Source organism: Arthrobacter sp. FW306-1B-G06A (assembly GCF_058781765.1).
Genome location: NZ_JBYSXB010000004.1, coordinates 102,520 through 119,240, shown reverse-complemented (window position 1 = coordinate 119,240; position 16,721 = coordinate 102,520). Strand labels below are relative to the sequence as shown.

The following is a 16,721-nucleotide window of genomic DNA, read 5'->3' as shown; positions in this document are numbered from 1 at the left end:
CACGCGCCCCTAGGGCGAGCCGGGAGGACCCTCCCCGCGAGTGCCCGGAAGGAACCCTACATGACTGTCTCCGTTGCCGTAGCGGCTGTGACCTTTGACCGCCCCGGAGAGCTAGCAGTCTTGCTCGACGCCATCAACAAGCAGTCCATGCCCGTGGACACCATTTGCCTCGTGGACAGCGGAACCATTCCTTCGCGGGAGCTTGCGTCAAGCCATCCAAAAGTGGACTACGTCCGCTCGGAGGCGAACCTGGGCGGCGCGGGCGGCTTCGCCCTCGCAATCCTCAAGGCGGTCGCCAGCGGCGCCGAATGGGTCTGGATCATGGACGACGACGCCGAACCCGGCGATCCTGCCTGTCTTGAAACCCTGGTTCGCGAAGCAGACGCCCGCGGACTCGACGCCGTCGTGCCGCTCGTCGTTGCGCCCGGCCACCCGGACAAGCTCTCCTTCTTCTTCCGCATCGACGGCAAGGTGACCCACGAACGCGCCGAAGTCGAGAAGGCGGGGTTCCTGCCCGACGTCGGGCACTTCTTCAACGGCGCGCTCATCCGTTCCAATGTGTTCTTCAAGGTGGGAGTGCCGGATATCCGGCTGTTCATCCGGGGCGACGAGGTGGACTTCATGATCCGCCTCAGGAAAGCGGGAATCCGCTTCGGTACCGTCGCGACGGCCTGGATCAGCCACCCGCACGCGTTTTCCGAGACAAAGCACGTCTTCGGCGCGCGCTGGCACGTGATCGTGCCGGATTCGGCGTTCAAGCGATACTTCTACTACCGCAACCGCGGCTACTTGATCCGCCGCTACCGCCGCGGAAAATCCATGGTGGCCGACGTCGGAGGCTACTTGGGCTACTTCCTCCCCCGGGGTGACTTCCGCGGGCTCGCCGAATGGTTCCGGGCGTTCTCCGCCGGCTTGCGGGACAAGGGCTTTGGCCCCCTGGAGGACCAGAAGTTCTAGCGGTCCTGCCGGGCGCTTCGGTTCAGGCGCTGTTCCTGCCGGAGAGCCGACGGCGGACCAGCAGGCCGAGGAGCACCCACGGCTCGCCGAAGACCCTGTAGGCGACGCGTCCCGGGTGCAGGACGAGCCGCCATGCCCATTCGAGCCCGAGGCGGCCCAGCCAGCGTGGAGCGAGCTTCTGGAGGCCCGCCAACTGCTCGATGGCGCCACCCACGGTGCAGTAGACGGCAGGCGGAAGCTCGTCGAGACGGCGGTGCAGGACCGATTCCTGCAGCGGCATTCCAAGGCCAAGAAGCACGAGTTGCGGGCGGAATTCCGCGAGCCAGGCGACGGCGGCCTCTTCGCTGTCATCGTCCCAATTCTCACCGGGCCGCCCGGAGACCTCGGCGCCCGGCACGATTTTGCGGAGTCGCTCCACCGTCTTGCTGTTGGCCTCCGGGCCGGCGCCGACGACGGCGATCCTGCGCAGGCCTTCGACGCCGCCTAGCGCCGGCACCCAGTCAGTGGATCCCAGACGGTATTCCATCAACCCCGCGGCATCGCCCCGTGAAGCTCCTCGCCGTCCAAGTCCCCAGAGCATGGCGACAGGCGCACCATCCATGAGCACCACATCGCTGCGTTCATAGAGGCGGCGGAAATCCGGGCTCGAATGGAACAGCGTGACGCTGTGCAGATTGTGCCCGAGGACAACCTTGGTGGTGCCGTCCGAAACGTACCCGCTGATGGCCTCGATGAGTTCGTCGGCGCACAGTGCGGTGACGTCTACGTCCAGAAGGGGAACGCGATCCCGGACCAGGCTCATTCGGCCCTGGTCTCCGTGTGGACAGGGGTCTCGGCCTGTTCCTCCGGGGCTTTTTCCGTCTCGGACGCCGGTTCCGCCGCTGTTTCAGCCGCGGCCGTTTCAGGCGCCGGTTCAGTATCAGGTGCGGCTTCAGCCGCGGGTTCGGGCGCCGCTTCCCCGAGGGCCAGCACCCCGGGAACAATCTCGCGGAGGCGTTCCAGGGAAATCGCACCATCGCGGACCACCCGAAGCGGCAGCGCGGTGGCGTCGACAATCGTGGACGCTACGGACTCGGTTCCCTCGACAGGCCGGAAGCCGCCCTCAAGGTACACCTCGACCGATTCAGCAAGCTGGGTCCTCGCCTCGGAGGCTGTCTGCGCGGCGGCCTGGCCGGTGCGGTTTGCCGAGGACACCGCTAGCGGTCCGGTGCGGTTGAGCAGTTCAAGCGCAATTTCATCGTCGGGCATGCGCAGGGCCACGGTTCCGCGGGTCTCCCCCAGGTCCCAATCCAAGGACGGCTGGGCGTGGAAGATCAGCGTCAGGCCGCCGGGCCAGAAGGCTTCCGCGAGCTTGCGGGCTTCTTCCGATACATCGGTTGCCAGCCCGTCCAGCGCATTGAGCCGCGGAATCAGCACCGGGGGCGGCATATGGCGGCCGCGGCCTTTCGAGACAAGCAGCATGGTCACGGCTTGCGGCGAGAAAGCGTCGGCGGCAATGCCGTAGACAGTGTCCGTCGGCATGACGACACACTTTTTCTCGCTGATGGCGCGCTGCGCATGCTCCAGGCCTTCGGCGCGTTGTTCCTCTGACGTGCAGTTGTAGCTTGTGGTCACAGCGCTATTCTTTCATTTCCCGGAGGCAGCGATTGCCAACACTGCGCTCGTGGCACGTTCCTTGCCATTGAGGTCGAGGTGGGTGGCGACGTGCGTCCAGCAACCGGCAGCCTTCAGGTGTTCGGCAATCCAGCCCGCCTGCACTTCCGCGTGCTCCATCACGAAGTAGCCGCCGCCCTTGAGGAGCCGGGCAGCGGAGGCTGCAGCCGCCGTCGGAAGCTCCATTCCGTCCGCTCCCCCGCCGTACAGTGCCTCCGGCGGATCGTGCAGCGCCACTTCAGGTTCGTTCGGAATTGCTTCAGCCGGGATATAGGGCGGATTGGAAACGACGACGTCGAACGTTCCATCGTGTTCGGGCAGTGCATTGCGAAGGTCGCCTTGAACGAGCTTCACCCCGAGGGGCTTCAGGTTCTTCGCGGCCCAGGCGTGGGCGAACGTGCTGAATTCGACGGCGTGGACCTCGGCCCCGGGCACTTCGTGGGCGATCGACGCCGCGATGGCGCCGGAGCCCGTACCAAGGTCAACCACCTTGGGGTGCTCGAGTCCCTGGAGGTGGTCGATGACGAGCTGGACCACGGATTCCGTTTCCGGTCGCGGAATGAACACGCCAGGGCCCACGGCGAGCGTGAGGTAGCGGAAGTGCGCGACGCCGGTGATGTGCTGGAGCGGGACGCGCTGGGCCCGCTCGGCCACCAAGTCCGCGTAGCCTTCCGGGGCCTCGGAATCGCCCAGCAGCATGGCGCGCAGGCGGCCGAGGCCGACGCCCAGGAGGTGTTCCGCGAGGAGTTCAGCGTCCACGCGCGGAGTGGGGACTCCGGCGTCGGACAGGATGGCTGTTGCCTCGCGGACAGCGTCGGCGAGGCTTTGGCCCGGAAAGAACGTCATGAAGATCCTTGCAGGCTGTTACTCGCCCAGGGCATCCAGGCGCGACTGTTCATCCATTTCGATGGCCGATTGGATGACCGGCTCCAGGTCGCCGTTCATGACGGCGTCGAGGTTGTAGGCCTTGTAGCCCGTCCGGTGGTCGGCAATCCGGTTTTCGGGGAAGTTGTACGTGCGAATGCGCTCGGAACGGTCCATGGTGCGGATCTGCGACTTGCGCTGGGCCGAGTTCTCGGCGTCGATCTGCTCCTGCTGGTGTGCCAGGATACGGGCACGAAGGACGCGCATGCCGGCTTCACGGTTCTGGAGCTGGGACTTTTCGTTCTGCATGGCCACCACGATGCCCGTGGGGAGGTGCGTAATGCGGACGGCAGAGTCCGTGGTGTTGACGGATTGGCCGCCGGGACCTGAAGACCGGTAGACGTCGATCTTGAGGTCGTTCTGGTTGATTTCGAGCTCTTCAGGCTCATCCACTTCGGGAAGCACGAGTACGCCGGCCGCGGACGTGTGGATGCGGCCCTGCGACTCCGTGACGGGAACACGCTGGACGCGGTGCACGCCGCCTTCGAACTTCAAGCGGGCATAGACGCCTTCTGCGGGATCGTTCGAGTTGCCCTTGACGGCCATCTGGACGTCCTTGTAGCCTCCCAGGTCCGATTCCGTGGCCGAAATGAGTTCGGTCTTCCACCCGCGGGACTCGGCGTAACGCATGTACATGCGCAGCAGGTCCCCGGCGAAGAGCGCAGCTTCGTCGCCGCCTTCGCCGCCCTTGACCTCAAGAATGACGTTGCGGGCGTCGTCGGGATCGCGAGGGATCAGCAGCCTGCGCAACTTCTCCTGCGCTGCCGGAAGCTTCGCCTCGATTTCGTCTACCTCGGCAGCAAATTCGGCGTCCTCGGAAGCCATTTCCTTGGCCGCTTCGAGATCGTCCATGAGCCCGCGCCAACGGTTGTACGCCTCGACGATGCCCTGCAACTGGGCAGAGCGCCGCCCCAACTTGCGGGCCAAAGCCTGGTCGGCATAAACGGCAGGATCACTCAACTGCGCCTGGATAGCAGCATGCTCGTCAAGCAATCCCTGTACGGACTCAAACATTTTCAAACCTCTTTCGACTTCTACAAGTCTAATAACGCAACGCGGGGTCACTTACGGCCCATCCAGGCCCTCGGCATGGGCCGTAAGTGACCCCGCGTTGCAAAGGGAAGGGGCGGGAGCGGAACATCCGCGCGGCACCAACCGCACGAACGAACCAGCGCCCGCCCCTAAAACAGCTATTTGTCGTTATCCGACTTGGCTCCAAGAGTCGTCTTCTGTACCTGCATGAGGAACTCGACGTTGCTCCCGGTCTCCCGGATCTTGTTGGTCAAGAGTTCAAGGCTCTGCTGGGTCTCGAGTCCGGAGAGGACGCGGCGCAGCTTCCACATGATCTTGACTTCTTCGGCCGAAAGCAGGTTCTCTTCGCGACGGGTACCCGAAGCGTTGACGTCCACGGCCGGGAAGATGCGCTTGTCCGCCAGCTGGCGGGACAGGCGGAGCTCCATGTTGCCCGTGCCCTTGAACTCTTCGAAGATGACCTCGTCCATCTTGGAACCGGTCTCCACGAGCGCGGTTGCCAGGATAGTGAGCGAGCCACCGTTTTCGATGTTGCGCGCAGCACCGAAGAAGCGCTTCGGCGGGTAGAGCGCAGCGGAGTCGACACCACCGGACAGGATACGGCCGGAGGCCGGTGCTGCCAGGTTGTAGGCGCGGCCCAGGCGGGTCATGGAGTCCAGGAGGACTACCACGTCCATGCCCATTTCCACGAGGCGCTTGGCGCGTTCGATGGAAAGCTCGGCAACCGTGGTGTGGTCATCGGCAGGACGGTCGAAGGTGGAGGCAATGACCTCGCCCTTGACGGTGCGCTGCATGTCCGTGACTTCTTCGGGACGTTCGTCCACCAGCACCATCATGAGGTGGACCTCAGGGTTGTTGGTGGTGATCGCGTTGGCGATGGACTGCAGGATGAGCGTCTTGCCGGCCTTGGGCGGGGAGACGATCAGGCCGCGCTGGCCCTTGCCGATCGGGGCCACGAGGTCGATGACGCGCGGGCCGATCTTCTTGGGGTCCGTTTCGAGGCGCAGTCGCTCGGACGGGTACAGCGGAACCAGCTTGGCGAATTCGACGCGGTCCTTGAGCTCTTCGGGCGTCTTGCCATTGACCGACGTGACGCGGACGAGCGCGTTGAACTTCTGGCGCGCGGACTGCTGGCTGCGGTCCTCGCCGTCGCGCGGGGCGCGGATTGCGCCGACGACGGCGTCACCCTTGCGCAGGTTGTACTTCTTGACCTGGGCGAGGGACACGTACACGTCGTTGGCGCCGGGCAGGTACCCCGAGGTGCGGATGAACGCGTAGTTCTCCAGTACGTCCAAGATGCCGGCAACAGGCAGCAGGACGTCGTCCTCGGTGACCTCGACGTCGTCGACGTCGGGACCCTGGCCACGGCCACGGCGGCGTTCGTTGCGGTCGCGGAAGCGGTCGCTACGGGTGTTTCCATCGCGGTTGTCACGGTTGTCCTGCGGACCCGGACGATCGTTGCGGTCGCGACGGTTGCGACGATTGCGGCGGTTGCCGGTGTCATCGCCGTCGTTCGTGTCTTCGCGACGCGTACGGGTGTTGTCGCGGCGTTCGCGCTGGCCGGGTTCGCCGGCTTCGACAGAGGCCTGCTCGCCCTGGCGCTGCTGTGTCTGACGCTGATCGGGCTGGCGCTGCTCTGTCTGGCGCTGTTCAGGCTGGCGCTGTTCTACGCGGGGCTGTTCGGCCTGGGGCTGCTCTGCGGCGCGGGTCTCGGCGGCTTCACCGGCCTCTACCGGAGCGGCCTCGCCACGACGACGGTTCCGCGTGCGCGGCTGGCGGCGTTCGCCGGCGGCCTCGCTTGCTTCCGCGACGGGAGCGGCGGGAGCCTCGACGACGGCGGCGGGAGCCTCCGCGGTTTCCGTGGCGGCAGGAGCGGCAACAACGCCATCGCTGGTGGCGCGACGGCTTCGGCCACGGCCACGTGCACGGGTGCCGTCCTGCGCAGGAGCTTCAACAGGTGCTGCGGCAGGTGCGGCAGCGGTCTCAGCTTCCGGGGCTGCAGGCGCGGCCTTTGCTGCCACGGCCTTGGCCGCGGTGGGAGCCTTGCTGGTGGTTGCACCGGCACGGTGGGCCGAGATAGCCGAGACCAAGTCCCCCTTGCGCATCCGGGATCCGCCCGAAATGCCCAGCTGACTGGCGAGAGCCTGGAGCTGCGCGAGCTTGAGGCCTGCAAGGCCGCTGCTCTTAGCGGTTGCGGCCGTTGATTCAGCTGCAGAAGATGTTGTGTCCACAGCTGAAGCCAGCTCAGTGGTTTCTGTCACGAAGGATCCTTCCCCCTCGACGGCGTCCAGACCTAGAGCTGGACGCGATGATTTGTTCTGGACTGCAGTTCAGATCTGCAGCCGTGATTTCGGTCTTGCCGGTTTAGTTTCAGCAGGGCCGGATACTAATACGTCTTCGATGCTCCGGCGGGCGGGGCGCGGGCTGACCGCTCGGGTAACAGAAAGGGTTCTGTGGCACCTGCGGCAGGCCGATAAGGAGACGACACCGGCAGACTTCGACACAGTAGGAGACGGGAACGGCAATAAGCCGGGATCCAATGTCAGGGAACTGCCCGCGGTTCTACCGCCGGTGCAAGTCCACTCTAGCACCTTCAACGTCCACTGCCAGTGTCATCACGCGCCACGCAACATCCGGAGTGTTGTCCGCGGTGAACGAATTAATCAATTCGGCGATCGCCTCGGCTTCATCCGCGCCGTTGGCCAGTGCCAGAACCGTGGGTCCCGCTCCCGAGACCACGGCTGCATGGCCCGAAGACCGCAATGCCTTGATCAGCGCCGCACTGGGCCGCATTGCCTCGGCGCGGTAGCTCTGGTGAAGGTAGTCCTCGGTTCCGGGAAGCAGGAAACGGGGGTCGGCCGTCAATGCGTGGATGAGGAGCGCCGCGCGTCCTGAGTTCATGGCTGCTGCGTGGTGGCCGATGGAAGCGGGCAGCAAACCGCGGGCGGTCTCGGTGGACAATTCGTAGTCAGGCACGGCGACGATCGGGATGACCGACGGGACCACTTCTGCGCGGGTGCTGCTGTACTGCTCGCTGTCCTGCCATGACAGGGCCAATCCGCCGAAAATCGCGGGTGCGACGTTGTCCGGGTGCCCTTCCATCTCGCTCGTGAGCTGCAGGATCCAGTCGCGGTCGCGCTGTGCGGATTCGGGCACCAAGGCGTTGGCCGCGGTCACGGCGGCAACCACGGCCGACGCCGAGGAGCCAAGTCCGCGGCCGTGCGGGTTGACGTTGTCCGCGGTGATCCTGAGGCCGCTGTGCCGGAAACCGAGCCGCTCCAAGGCCGTGTTGAGGGCACGCACGACGAGGTGGCTCGCATCCCGGGGAAGGGAATCGGATCCCTCACCGGAGAGCTCGAACTCGAGCTCTCCGGTGGTGAGTGTTTCGACGGTCAGGGTGTCGTAGATCGACAATGCCAGGCCGAGGCTGTCATAGCCGGGGCCCAGGTTGGCGCTGGTGCCCGGGACCCTGACGGTCAGCTGCTGGCCTGCCGCGACAAGCGTGAGACCCGTCGCGGTGGGCTGCGTGGTTTCCACTCTTAGTTTTCTTCCAGTCCCAGTTCGGATGCCACGGTTACGACGTCGTTCGGCACCTTGACCGGTTGGACCTCACTGCCGTCTTCGGTACGGAGTGCCCACTGCGGGTCTTTGAGTCCGTGTCCGGTGACGGTGATGACGATCGTCTTGCCGGTGGGAACCTCGCCTGCGGCGTGCTTCTTGATGAGCCCGGCTACGCCTGCTGCGGAACCGGGTTCCACGAAGACGCCTTCCTTGGCGGAGAGCCAGCGGTGGGCATCGAGGATTTCCTCGTCGGTCACGGCGTCGATGAAGCCGCCGGATTCATCACGCGCCGCAATGGCCGTGTCCCAGGAAGCCGGGTTGCCGATGCGGATGGCCGTGGCGATCGTGTCCGGTTCGGTGATGGGGTGGCCTGCCACGAACGGTGCCGCGCCTGCCGCTTGGAATCCCCACATGGCTGGCGTCTTGGTGGAGACGGCGGGAAGGGTGCCGGCGGTCGCGGACTCGAAGGGGGCGGAATACTCCTTGTAGCCCTTCCAGTACGCGCTGATGTTGCCCGCGTTGCCTACCGGCAGGACGTGGATGTCCGGAGCGTCTCCGAGGGCGTCGACGATTTCGAAGGCACCGGTCTTCTGGCCTTGGATACGCGCCGGGTTGACCGAGTTCACGAGGAACACCGGGTAGGACTCGCCGAGCTTGCGGGCGATGTCGAGGCAGTTGTCGAAGTTGCCGTCCACCTGCAGGAGGGTCGCGCCGTGCGCGATGGCCTGGCTGAGCTTGCCCATGGAGATCTTGCCTTCGGGGACCAGCACGGCGCACTTGAGCCCGGCGGCGGTGGCGTAGGCTGCGGCGGAGGCCGAGGTGTTGCCCGTGGAGGCGCAAACAACGGCCTTGGCGCCTGCTTCGACAGCAGCTGTCATGGCCATTGTCATGCCGCGGTCCTTGAAGGACCCGGTGGGGTTCATGCCCTCCACCTTGAGGTACACGGTGGATCCGGTGAGTTCGGAGAGCTTCTGCGCGTGGACGAGCGGAGTTCCGCCCTCGCCGAGGGTAATGACCTTCGTGGCTTCCGTTACAGGCAAACGATCAGCGTATTCGCGGATTACTCCGCGCCATTGGTGAGCCATTTAGACCCCTTCTACCCGCAGGACGGATGTCACAGAATTGATGACGTCCAGGCCCTTGACGGCCTCGACGGTTGCCGCGAGTGCGGCTTCGGATGCGCGGTGGGTGACGATCTTCAGCTCGGCCGACTCAACCTTCGAGGCGGCGTCGCGGTGGATCGTCTGGCGCATGATTTCGATCGACACGCCGTGCTCCGCAAAGATGTGGGTGATCCGGGCCAGGACGCCGGCCTGGTCGGCAACGTCGAGGCCGATGTAGTAGCTCGTGGTCGAGGCATCGATCGACAGCGCAGGCACGTAGCCCGTGGTGGTCTCGGTACGGCCGGGACCGCCCAGTACCACCCGGCGGGCTGCCGAGACGAGGTCGCCCAGGACGGCAGACGCCGTCGGGGTTCCGCCGGCTCCCTGGCCGTAGAACATGAGCTCGCCGGCGTTCTCGGCCTCGATGAAGACTGCGTTGAACGCACCGCGAACGGCCGCCAGCGGGTGCTCGCGGGGCAGGAGGGTGGGGTGGACGCGGACTGAAATGCCGCCGTCGCCGTTTGCGTTGGTGATCTTCTCCGCGATGGCGAGCAGCTTGATGACGAAGCCTGCGTCCTTCGCGGCGGCAATATCCGCTGCGCTGACCTTTGTGATGCCTTCGCAGTACACGTCTTCGAGGGCGAAGCGCGTGTGGAAGGACAACGACGCGAGGATGGCGGCCTTCGCCGCGGCGTCATGGCCTTCGACGTCGGCAGTCGGGTCGGCTTCCGCGTATCCGAGCCGCTGGGCCTCGGCCAGCGCGTCGGCGAACTGCGCACCGGTGCTGTCCATTTGGTCGAGGATGAAGTTGGTGGTGCCGTTGACGATGCCCAGGACCCTGGTGATGCGGTCGCCGGAGAGGCTGTCGCGGATGGGTCGCAGGATCGGAATGGCTCCGGCGACGGCGGCCTCGTAGGAGAGCTGGACGCCCGCCTTGTCGGCCTCTTCGTAGAGGGTCGGGCCGTCCTGTGCCAGGAGTGCCTTGTTGCCCGTGACGACGCAGGCGCCGTTCTGCATGGCGGTCAGGATGAGCGAACGGGCAGGCTCGATGCCGCCCATGAGCTCAATCACCAGATCGGCGTCCTTGACCAGGGTGTCGGCGTCGGTGGTGAACAGTTCGCGCGGCAGTTCGACGTCGCGCTCTGAATCAAGGTTCCGCACGGCGATGCCGGACAGCTGCAAGCGTGCGCCGGTGCGGGCCGCAAGGGCGTCGGCGTCGTCAAGGAGAATCCGCGCTACCTGGGCTCCCACGTTGCCACAGCCCAGCAGGGCCACCTTCAGGGTTCGCACTTCAGACATTCGCCACTCCCATGTCGCGGTTCAAGAGATCTTCTTCGGTTTCCCCGCGGACGATCAGCCGGGCGGATCCATTGCGCACAGCGACAACGCCAGGCCTGGCCAGATAGTTGTAGTTGCTTGAGAGGGCCCAGCAGTAAGCGCCGGTTCCCGGTACAGCGAGCAGATCACCGGCTGCCACGTCTTCGGGCAGATATACATCTCTAACAACTATGTCGCCGCTCTCGCAATGTTTGCCCACTACTCGGGACAGTTGCGCGGCAGCGTCCGAGGTCCGCGAGGCGAGAATGGCCGAATAATCCGCGTCGTACAGCACCGGACGGGCGTTGTCGCTCATGCCGCCGTCCACCGACACATAGCGGCGCGGGAACGTAACGTTTTGGTTGCCACCGGCATCTACAGGCGCGTCCACGCGGACGGTTTTCAGCGTCCCGACCTCGTACAAGGTGAAGGTGCTGGTGCCCACGATTGCGCGGCCCGGTTCGATCGAAATGCGCGGCGAGGCGATTCCCAGCTCAGCGCACTTGGAGCGAACGACGGCGGCCATCGCCTGCGCGATTTCGGCCGGCGGGCGGGGTGTGTCCACGGGCGTGTAGGCGATCCCGTAGCCACCGCCGAGGTCCAGTTCCGGCAGGACGATGGAGTACTTCGCCTGCATCGCGGCGAGGAATCCCAACAGCTTCTCGGCTGCCAGGGCGAAACCGTCAGGCTCGAAGATCTGGGAACCGATGTGGCAGTGCAGGCCCAGGAGTTCCACATTGGAGTACGAAGTCGCCGCAGCGACCGCTTCTTCGGCGGCCGAGAGGCCGGCTGACTCCGTGGTATCCCCGGCCATGGAGAGACCGAATTTTTGGTCCTCGTGGGCCGTGGCGATGAATTCGTGGGTGTGGGCGTGCACGCCCGGAGTCAGCCGCAGCATGACCTTCGCCGTCTCGCCGCGGCCGGAGGCAATCTTGGCGACCCGCTCAAGCTCATCGAGGCTGTCCACCACGATGCGGCCGAGCTTCATGTCCAGTGCCCGGTTGATCTCGGCGTCGGACTTGTTGTTGCCGTGCAGCCCCAAATTTGCGCCGTCGATGCCGGCGCGGGCCGCGACGGCGAGTTCGCCGCCCGAGCACGTGTCCAGGCGCAGGCCTTCCTCGGCCACCCAACTGGCCACGGCAGTACACAAGAAGGACTTTCCGGCGTAGTAGACGTCCACTCCTCCGCAAATGTCCTCAAAAGCTGCGTCAAAGGCGTCCTTGAAGGAGCGGGCGCGGGCACGGAAATCACCCTCGCTCATGACGAACAGCGGAGTGCCGAACTGCGCCTTGAGCTCGCTGACGGGAACGCCGTCAATGGCGAGCTCGCCGTCGTCGGTCCTCTGGACACCTTCGGCCCACATCGGCGCGTGAAGCGCGTTCACGTCCTCCGGCACGACGAGCCACTCGGGGGCAAGGCGCGAGGCGACGGTGTTGTTTTGCACGCTGATCACATCCGTTCCGGAGCTGAAACGCCGAGGAGTTCGAGTCCGTTGGCAAGTACCTGGCTCGTGGCGTCGTTGAGCCACAGCCGTGTGCGGTTGACGTCCTGGACCGGCTCGTCGCCGAGCGGTGAGACGCGGCAAGCGTCGTACCAGCGGTGGTAGGCACCGGCGATGACCTCGAGGTGGCGGGCCACACGATGCGGTTCGCGGAGCTCGGCGGCCTTGGCAACGATGGACGGGTAGCTGCCGAGGTAGGACAGCAGCTCGTTCTCGGTGGCGTGGTCCAACAAGGACGCGTCGAAGGCGCTGTGGTCGACGCCAGCCTCGATCGCGTTGCGTGCCGTGCCGCGGGAGCGGGCATGCGCGTACTGCACGTAGAACACTGGGTTTTCGTTGCTGTTCTTCTTCAGCAGTTCCGGATCCAGCGTCAGCGGAGAATCGGCGGGGAAGCGGGCCAGCGAGTAACGCACGGCGTCCTTCCCGAGCCATTCGATCAAGTCCTTGAGCTCGATGATGTTGCCGGCACGCTTGGACAGCTTGGCGCCGTTGACCGAGACCAACTGTCCGATCAGGACCTCGATATTGACCTCGGGGTCGTCGCCCGCACAGGCTGCGATGGCCTTGAGCCGGTTGATGTAGCCGTGGTGGTCGGCGCCGAGCAGGTAGATCTTCTCCGTGAAGCCGCGGTCCTTCTTCGACAGGTAGTACGCGGCGTCGGCGGCGAAATACGTGGGTTCGCCGTTGGCCCGGATCATCACGCGGTCTTTGTCATCGCCGAAGTCCGTGGTGCGCAGCCAGACCGCCCCGCCGTCGTCGAACACGTGGCCCTGCTCGCGGAGGCGGGCGACGGCGGACTCGATCGCACCGCCGTCGTGCAGTTCCTGCTCGGAGAAGAAGACATCGAAAGCCACGCCGAACCCGGCCAGGGTGTCCCTGATGTCCTTCATCTGGGCCTGATAGGCCGCGGAACGGATCACCGGCAGTGCGGCCTCGTCGGTCAGCTCGCGGATTGCCGGATGGGCCTTGAGCACCTCGTCGCCGAGTTCCCGGATGTACTCACCGGGGTAGCCGCCCTCCGGAACGCCGCGTCCGTGCAGGCGGGACAGCACCGAGTTCGCGAAAACGTTCATCTGCGAGCCCGCGTCGTTGATGTAGTACTCCGCGGTGACGTCCGCACCGGAGGCGCGGAGGACGCGGGCAATCGAATCTCCCAGGGCCGCCCAACGCGTGTGGCCGATGTGCAGCGGTCCCGTGGGGTTGGCCGAGACGAATTCCATGTTGACCACATGGCCTGCGAGCGCCTGGTTGGTTCCGTAGGAGCTTCCCGCCTCGACGATGGCCTTGGCCAGCGCACCGGCGGCCGCCGCGTCCACGGTGATGTTCAGGAAGCCCGGGCCCGCGATGTCCACGGCGGTGACGCCGTCGATCGCTTCCAGCCGCTTGCCCAGGATTGTGGCGAATTCACGCGGGTTGGTCCCGGCATGCTTGGCAAGCTGCAAGGCAATGTTCGTGGCCCAGTCGCCGTGCTCCCGGTTCTTGGGTCGCTCCACGCGCACGTCCTCAGGGAGGGCAGATTCGGAAAGCGCAAGCTCGCCGGCGGCGACAGCGTCTTTCAGGCAGGCGGATATGGCGGCTGAGAGTTCTTCGGGAGTCACCCGTCTAGCCTACCGGTGGGGCTTGCAAGTGGTGGAATTCTAATGCTTAGCAATGCGCACACGCGGGCACCAGCGCGCACCCAGCCGGCGCCCAGCTTCGGCCAGTAAAGCTCCCAGACTGAACCGATAGGCTGAAATCACCGTCAGTGGTGTGATCGGCCCACGGCCCGAAGGAACGCGCATTGACCACTTTTCGAGTCCAGTTGAAACGAGCAGAACCATGACTACGCCACTCCGCAAGGGCCTCCTGGTGGGCGCCGCCGGCCTCTCTTTGGCCAGTTCGGTGGCAGCTTGCGCCCCCTCGGCACAAGGCAGCACCCCGCAAAAGACCTCCACGATTTCCGGCCCCTACAAGGACGGTACCTATAGTGCGGACGGTGACTACATTTCACCCAACGGCGGTGAAACCGTGGGGGTCAAGCTGACATTGGCCGGTGGCACCATTTCCGCGGTGGACATCACAGTCCATGCCAACAACCCGAACACCAAGGAATTCCAGGGGCAGTTCAAGAACGGCATCGCGGCGCAGGTGGTCGGCAAGAAACTGGATGAGATCAACGTCTCAAAAGTCGCCGGCTCCTCCCTGACCAGCCAAGGATTCAACAAGGCCGTGGAAACCATCAAGTCCGAGGCCAAATAGGCGCATGGCGCACACGGGCTGGAGCGTGTTCGGCTTCGACGGGATCGGAACCACGTGGGAAATCTCGACGCCGGAGCAACTCGCCGAGGAGGTGCGCGCCGGCTTGCTCGGCATCGTGGAGGACTACGACAGAAGCTACTCGCGCTTCCGGGACGACTCCCTGGTTGCGCCGCTCGCCCGTGAACCCGGCACCGTGACCCTCCCTGCCGGGGCAGGCGAGCTGGAACGGCTTTTCAAAAAGCTGTACCGCCTCAGCGACGGCACCATGACGCCGCTCATCGGCGGCAGCCTCGAGCACCTGGGCTACGGGGCGGACTATGCCTTGCGGCCCCTCGGCCATCCGGTGCCGGCACCGCGCTGGGAAGACGCCCTTGTATGGAACGGCACGGAGATTTCCGCTTCCGTCCCTGTGGTTTTGGACATCGGTGCTGCCGGGAAGGGCCAATTGGTGGACCTTCTGGCCTCGGTCCTGCGTGAAGCGGGAACCACGGAGTTCCTGGTCGATGCCAGCGGCGACATGCTTCATTCCGGGGCGGAGCCGTTGGGCGTGGGCCTCGAACACCCCTACGACCCCACCCAGGCGATCGGCGTCGTCGAACTCCTTGACGGGGCGCTGTGCGCTTCAGCCGCCAACCGCCGCGCGTGGGGCGACGGGCTGCACCATGTCCTCGACGGCGCCACCGGGCGCCCGGTGGAGACCGTGGTGGCCACATGGACCATGGCTACCACCGCAATGGAAGCCGATGCGCTGGCCACGGCGCTCTTCATGGTGGATCCGAAAGTACTTGAGCGAGAATTCGAGTTTTCCTGGCTCATGGTCTATTCGGACGGACACGCCGCCTATTCGGCCGGCTTCGAAGGGACACTGTTCTCATGATTGCCATCAAAGCGCGAGTGGACGCCTGGCTCGGCCATTTCACGATGTACCGGCTGATTCTTTGGGTCCTTGCCGTTCTCGCGGCGTACAGCATGGTGTTGAACGCCCTGGGCTGGTTGAGCTTCGGGCTGCCTGAAATGGTTGTCCATCTTGTGCTGTGCCTGGGCCTGACGTATGCATCCAACCGGCTCATGGCCATGCCCTTCAAGGTCCAGCCGCACTCGGAGTCCTCGCTCGTCACGGGCCTCTTGTTGTACTTCCTGTTCTGGCCCTCCGAGCTGATTCCTTCGGTCCAGGTCCTCGACCTGGCCGGAGTCGCCGTGGCATGCGTTTTGGCCTCGGCATCCAAATACGTCTTGGCGTTCCGAGGCCGGCATATATTCAATCCCGCAGCGGCGGGCGCCTTCATCGCCGGGCTCACCGGTTTGAACATCGCCACGTGGTGGGCGGCAACCCCGGCCATGTTGTGGCTCCTGGTTCCCGGCGTGCTGTTGGTGCTGTACCGGACGCTGAAGGTGCTCATGGCCTGCACTTTCTTCGCGGTGGCGCTGTCGGTGGTGTGCGCCGTGCTCCTGCGCGGCGGCATGTCCTTCGGACCCGCTTTGTGGCAACCGATCGCGCAGCAGCCACTGCTCTTTTTCGTCGGTTTCATGCTCACCGAGCCCCTCACCCTGCCTCCCCGCCGATGGCAGCAAATGGTACTGGCCGCCGTCGTGGCCTTGTTTTTTGCTGTGCCGTACAACGTGGCGGGCGTGGCCAATTCGCCGGAACTCGCTCTGCTGATCGGAAACCTCCTCGCATTCCTCGTGGGGCAGCGGGGCGGGATCATGCTGACGTTCAAGGGTTCGCGCCCCCTAACGCCCTTCACCACCGAGTTCCGCTTTGAGCCACGACGGCCCGTCCGTTTCCTCCCGGGGCAGTTCATGGAACTCAACCTTCCGCACTCGCGCTCGGACGGTAAAGGGCGGCGACGGGTCTTCAGCATCACCAGCTCGCCCGACTCGCCCGAGATGACATTCGGCGTCGGCACGGCGGAACCAGTCTCCGCCGCCAAGCGTGCGTTGCTCGCGCTTGAGCCTGGAGAGTGCGTCAGCGGAACCGCGGTGGGCGGCGACTTTGTCCTGCCGCCCGACGCCGGCAAACCCGTGCTGCTCATCGCGGCCGGAATCGGGATTGCGCCTTTCCTTTCCCAGCTGGCGTCCGGCAGCTCCGCGCGACGGGACATCGTCGTGCTGTATCTCGCCCCCAGCGCCGCAGAACTTGCCGGGAGAGATGTCCTGGAGGCCTCGGGCGCGCGGGTCATCGCCCGCCTTTCGGACGGTTCCCCGCCGCCGTCGTTCATGCACGACGCCGGGCGGAGCCGCATCGACGGCGACTCCCTGCGGGAGCTCATCCCCGATGTGGCCGAGCGGGACGTGTACGTCTCCGGGTCCCCGGCAAACGTGGACACCCTTCGCTCCGCCGCCCGCCATGCCGGAGCCGGACGCATCCATGTGGACGCTTTCGCGGGCTACTGACGGCTCGCCCCCGCCCGTTTTCCATTGCGGCGCGGTGACCT

Annotated in this window: 14 protein-coding genes; 4 read left to right on the top strand and 10 right to left on the bottom strand. The window is 65.3% G+C overall.

Going from position 1 to position 16,721, the window contains the following annotated elements; translation table 11 throughout:
• Positions 1-60 precede the first annotated feature (60 nt).
• Positions 61-957, top strand: coding sequence for a glycosyltransferase (locus tag AC3WJM_RS03330; protein ID WP_284988411.1), 897 nt, complete (start codon positions 61-63; stop codon positions 955-957).
• A 22-nt stretch (positions 958-979) separates the two neighbouring features.
• On the opposite strand, the gene AC3WJM_RS03325 is transcribed toward AC3WJM_RS03330, so the two are convergent.
• The 10 genes from AC3WJM_RS03325 to argS all read right to left on the bottom strand — a co-directional run bounded on the left by AC3WJM_RS03325 (position 980) and on the right by argS (position 13,646).
• Complete coding sequence (locus AC3WJM_RS03325; protein WP_306960921.1) at positions 980-1,759, bottom strand: WecB/TagA/CpsF family glycosyltransferase; 780 nt, start codon at positions 1,757-1,759, stop codon at positions 980-982.
• Positions 1,756-2,571 carry an L-threonylcarbamoyladenylate synthase gene (locus AC3WJM_RS03320; RefSeq protein ID WP_492258886.1) on the bottom strand — a complete coding sequence of 272 codons (816 nt, stop codon included), beginning with the start codon at positions 2,569-2,571 and terminating at the stop codon, positions 1,756-1,758. Before AC3WJM_RS03320 ends, AC3WJM_RS03325 begins: the two co-directional genes overlap by 4 nt.
• 12 nt (positions 2,572-2,583) lie before the next feature.
• Positions 2,584-3,456, bottom strand: a complete 873-nt coding sequence (prmC, locus tag AC3WJM_RS03315; RefSeq protein ID WP_284988414.1) for a peptide chain release factor N(5)-glutamine methyltransferase — start codon at positions 3,454-3,456, stop codon at positions 2,584-2,586.
• A gap of 18 nt (positions 3,457-3,474) precedes the next feature.
• Positions 3,475-4,548: a peptide chain release factor 1 gene (gene prfA / locus AC3WJM_RS03310; RefSeq protein ID WP_028264759.1), complete on the bottom strand. Its 1,074-nt coding sequence runs from the start codon at positions 4,546-4,548 to the stop codon at positions 3,475-3,477.
• Positions 4,549-4,724: 176 nt separating this feature from the next.
• Positions 4,725-6,827, bottom strand: coding sequence for a transcription termination factor Rho (gene rho, locus AC3WJM_RS03305; RefSeq protein WP_492271200.1), 2,103 nt, complete (start codon positions 6,825-6,827; stop codon positions 4,725-4,727).
• Positions 6,828-7,128: 301 nt separating this feature from the next.
• On the bottom strand, positions 7,129-8,103 hold the full coding sequence (gene thrB / locus AC3WJM_RS03300; RefSeq protein WP_492271199.1) for a homoserine kinase: 975 nt from the start codon (positions 8,101-8,103) through the stop codon (positions 7,129-7,131).
• 2 nt (positions 8,104-8,105) lie between these two features.
• Positions 8,106-9,212, bottom strand: a complete 1,107-nt coding sequence (gene thrC / locus AC3WJM_RS03295) for a threonine synthase (RefSeq protein WP_059387608.1) — start codon at positions 9,210-9,212, stop codon at positions 8,106-8,108.
• Entirely contained in the window at positions 9,213-10,529 is a 1,317-nt protein-coding gene (locus AC3WJM_RS03290; RefSeq protein ID WP_284988417.1) for a homoserine dehydrogenase, read from the bottom strand.
• Positions 10,522-11,991 (bottom strand): diaminopimelate decarboxylase, encoded by a 1,470-nt coding sequence (gene lysA, locus AC3WJM_RS03285; RefSeq protein ID WP_492271198.1) that lies wholly within the window; start codon positions 11,989-11,991, stop codon positions 10,522-10,524. The genes AC3WJM_RS03290 and lysA overlap by 8 nt, the downstream gene beginning before the upstream one ends.
• A gap of 5 nt (positions 11,992-11,996) precedes the next feature.
• Positions 11,997-13,646, bottom strand: coding sequence for an arginine--tRNA ligase (argS, locus tag AC3WJM_RS03280; RefSeq protein WP_492271197.1), 1,650 nt, complete (start codon positions 13,644-13,646; stop codon positions 11,997-11,999).
• 220 nt (positions 13,647-13,866) lie between these two features.
• On the opposite strand from argS, the gene AC3WJM_RS03275 reads away from it, so the two are divergent.
• From AC3WJM_RS03275 to AC3WJM_RS03265, 3 genes are read left to right on the top strand one after another with little or no spacing between them, the layout of a single operon-like run.
• Positions 13,867-14,286 carry an FMN-binding protein gene (locus AC3WJM_RS03275; RefSeq protein WP_059387607.1) on the top strand — a complete coding sequence of 140 codons (420 nt, stop codon included), beginning with the start codon at positions 13,867-13,869 and terminating at the stop codon, positions 14,284-14,286.
• A gap of 4 nt (positions 14,287-14,290) precedes the next feature.
• Positions 14,291-15,163: an FAD:protein FMN transferase gene (locus AC3WJM_RS03270; RefSeq protein ID WP_492271196.1), complete on the top strand. Its 873-nt coding sequence runs from the start codon at positions 14,291-14,293 to the stop codon at positions 15,161-15,163.
• Positions 15,160-16,680 (top strand): FAD-dependent oxidoreductase, encoded by a 1,521-nt coding sequence (locus AC3WJM_RS03265; RefSeq protein WP_492271195.1) that lies wholly within the window; start codon positions 15,160-15,162, stop codon positions 16,678-16,680. The genes AC3WJM_RS03270 and AC3WJM_RS03265 overlap by 4 nt, the downstream gene beginning before the upstream one ends.
• Positions 16,681-16,721: the final 41 nt, after the last annotated feature.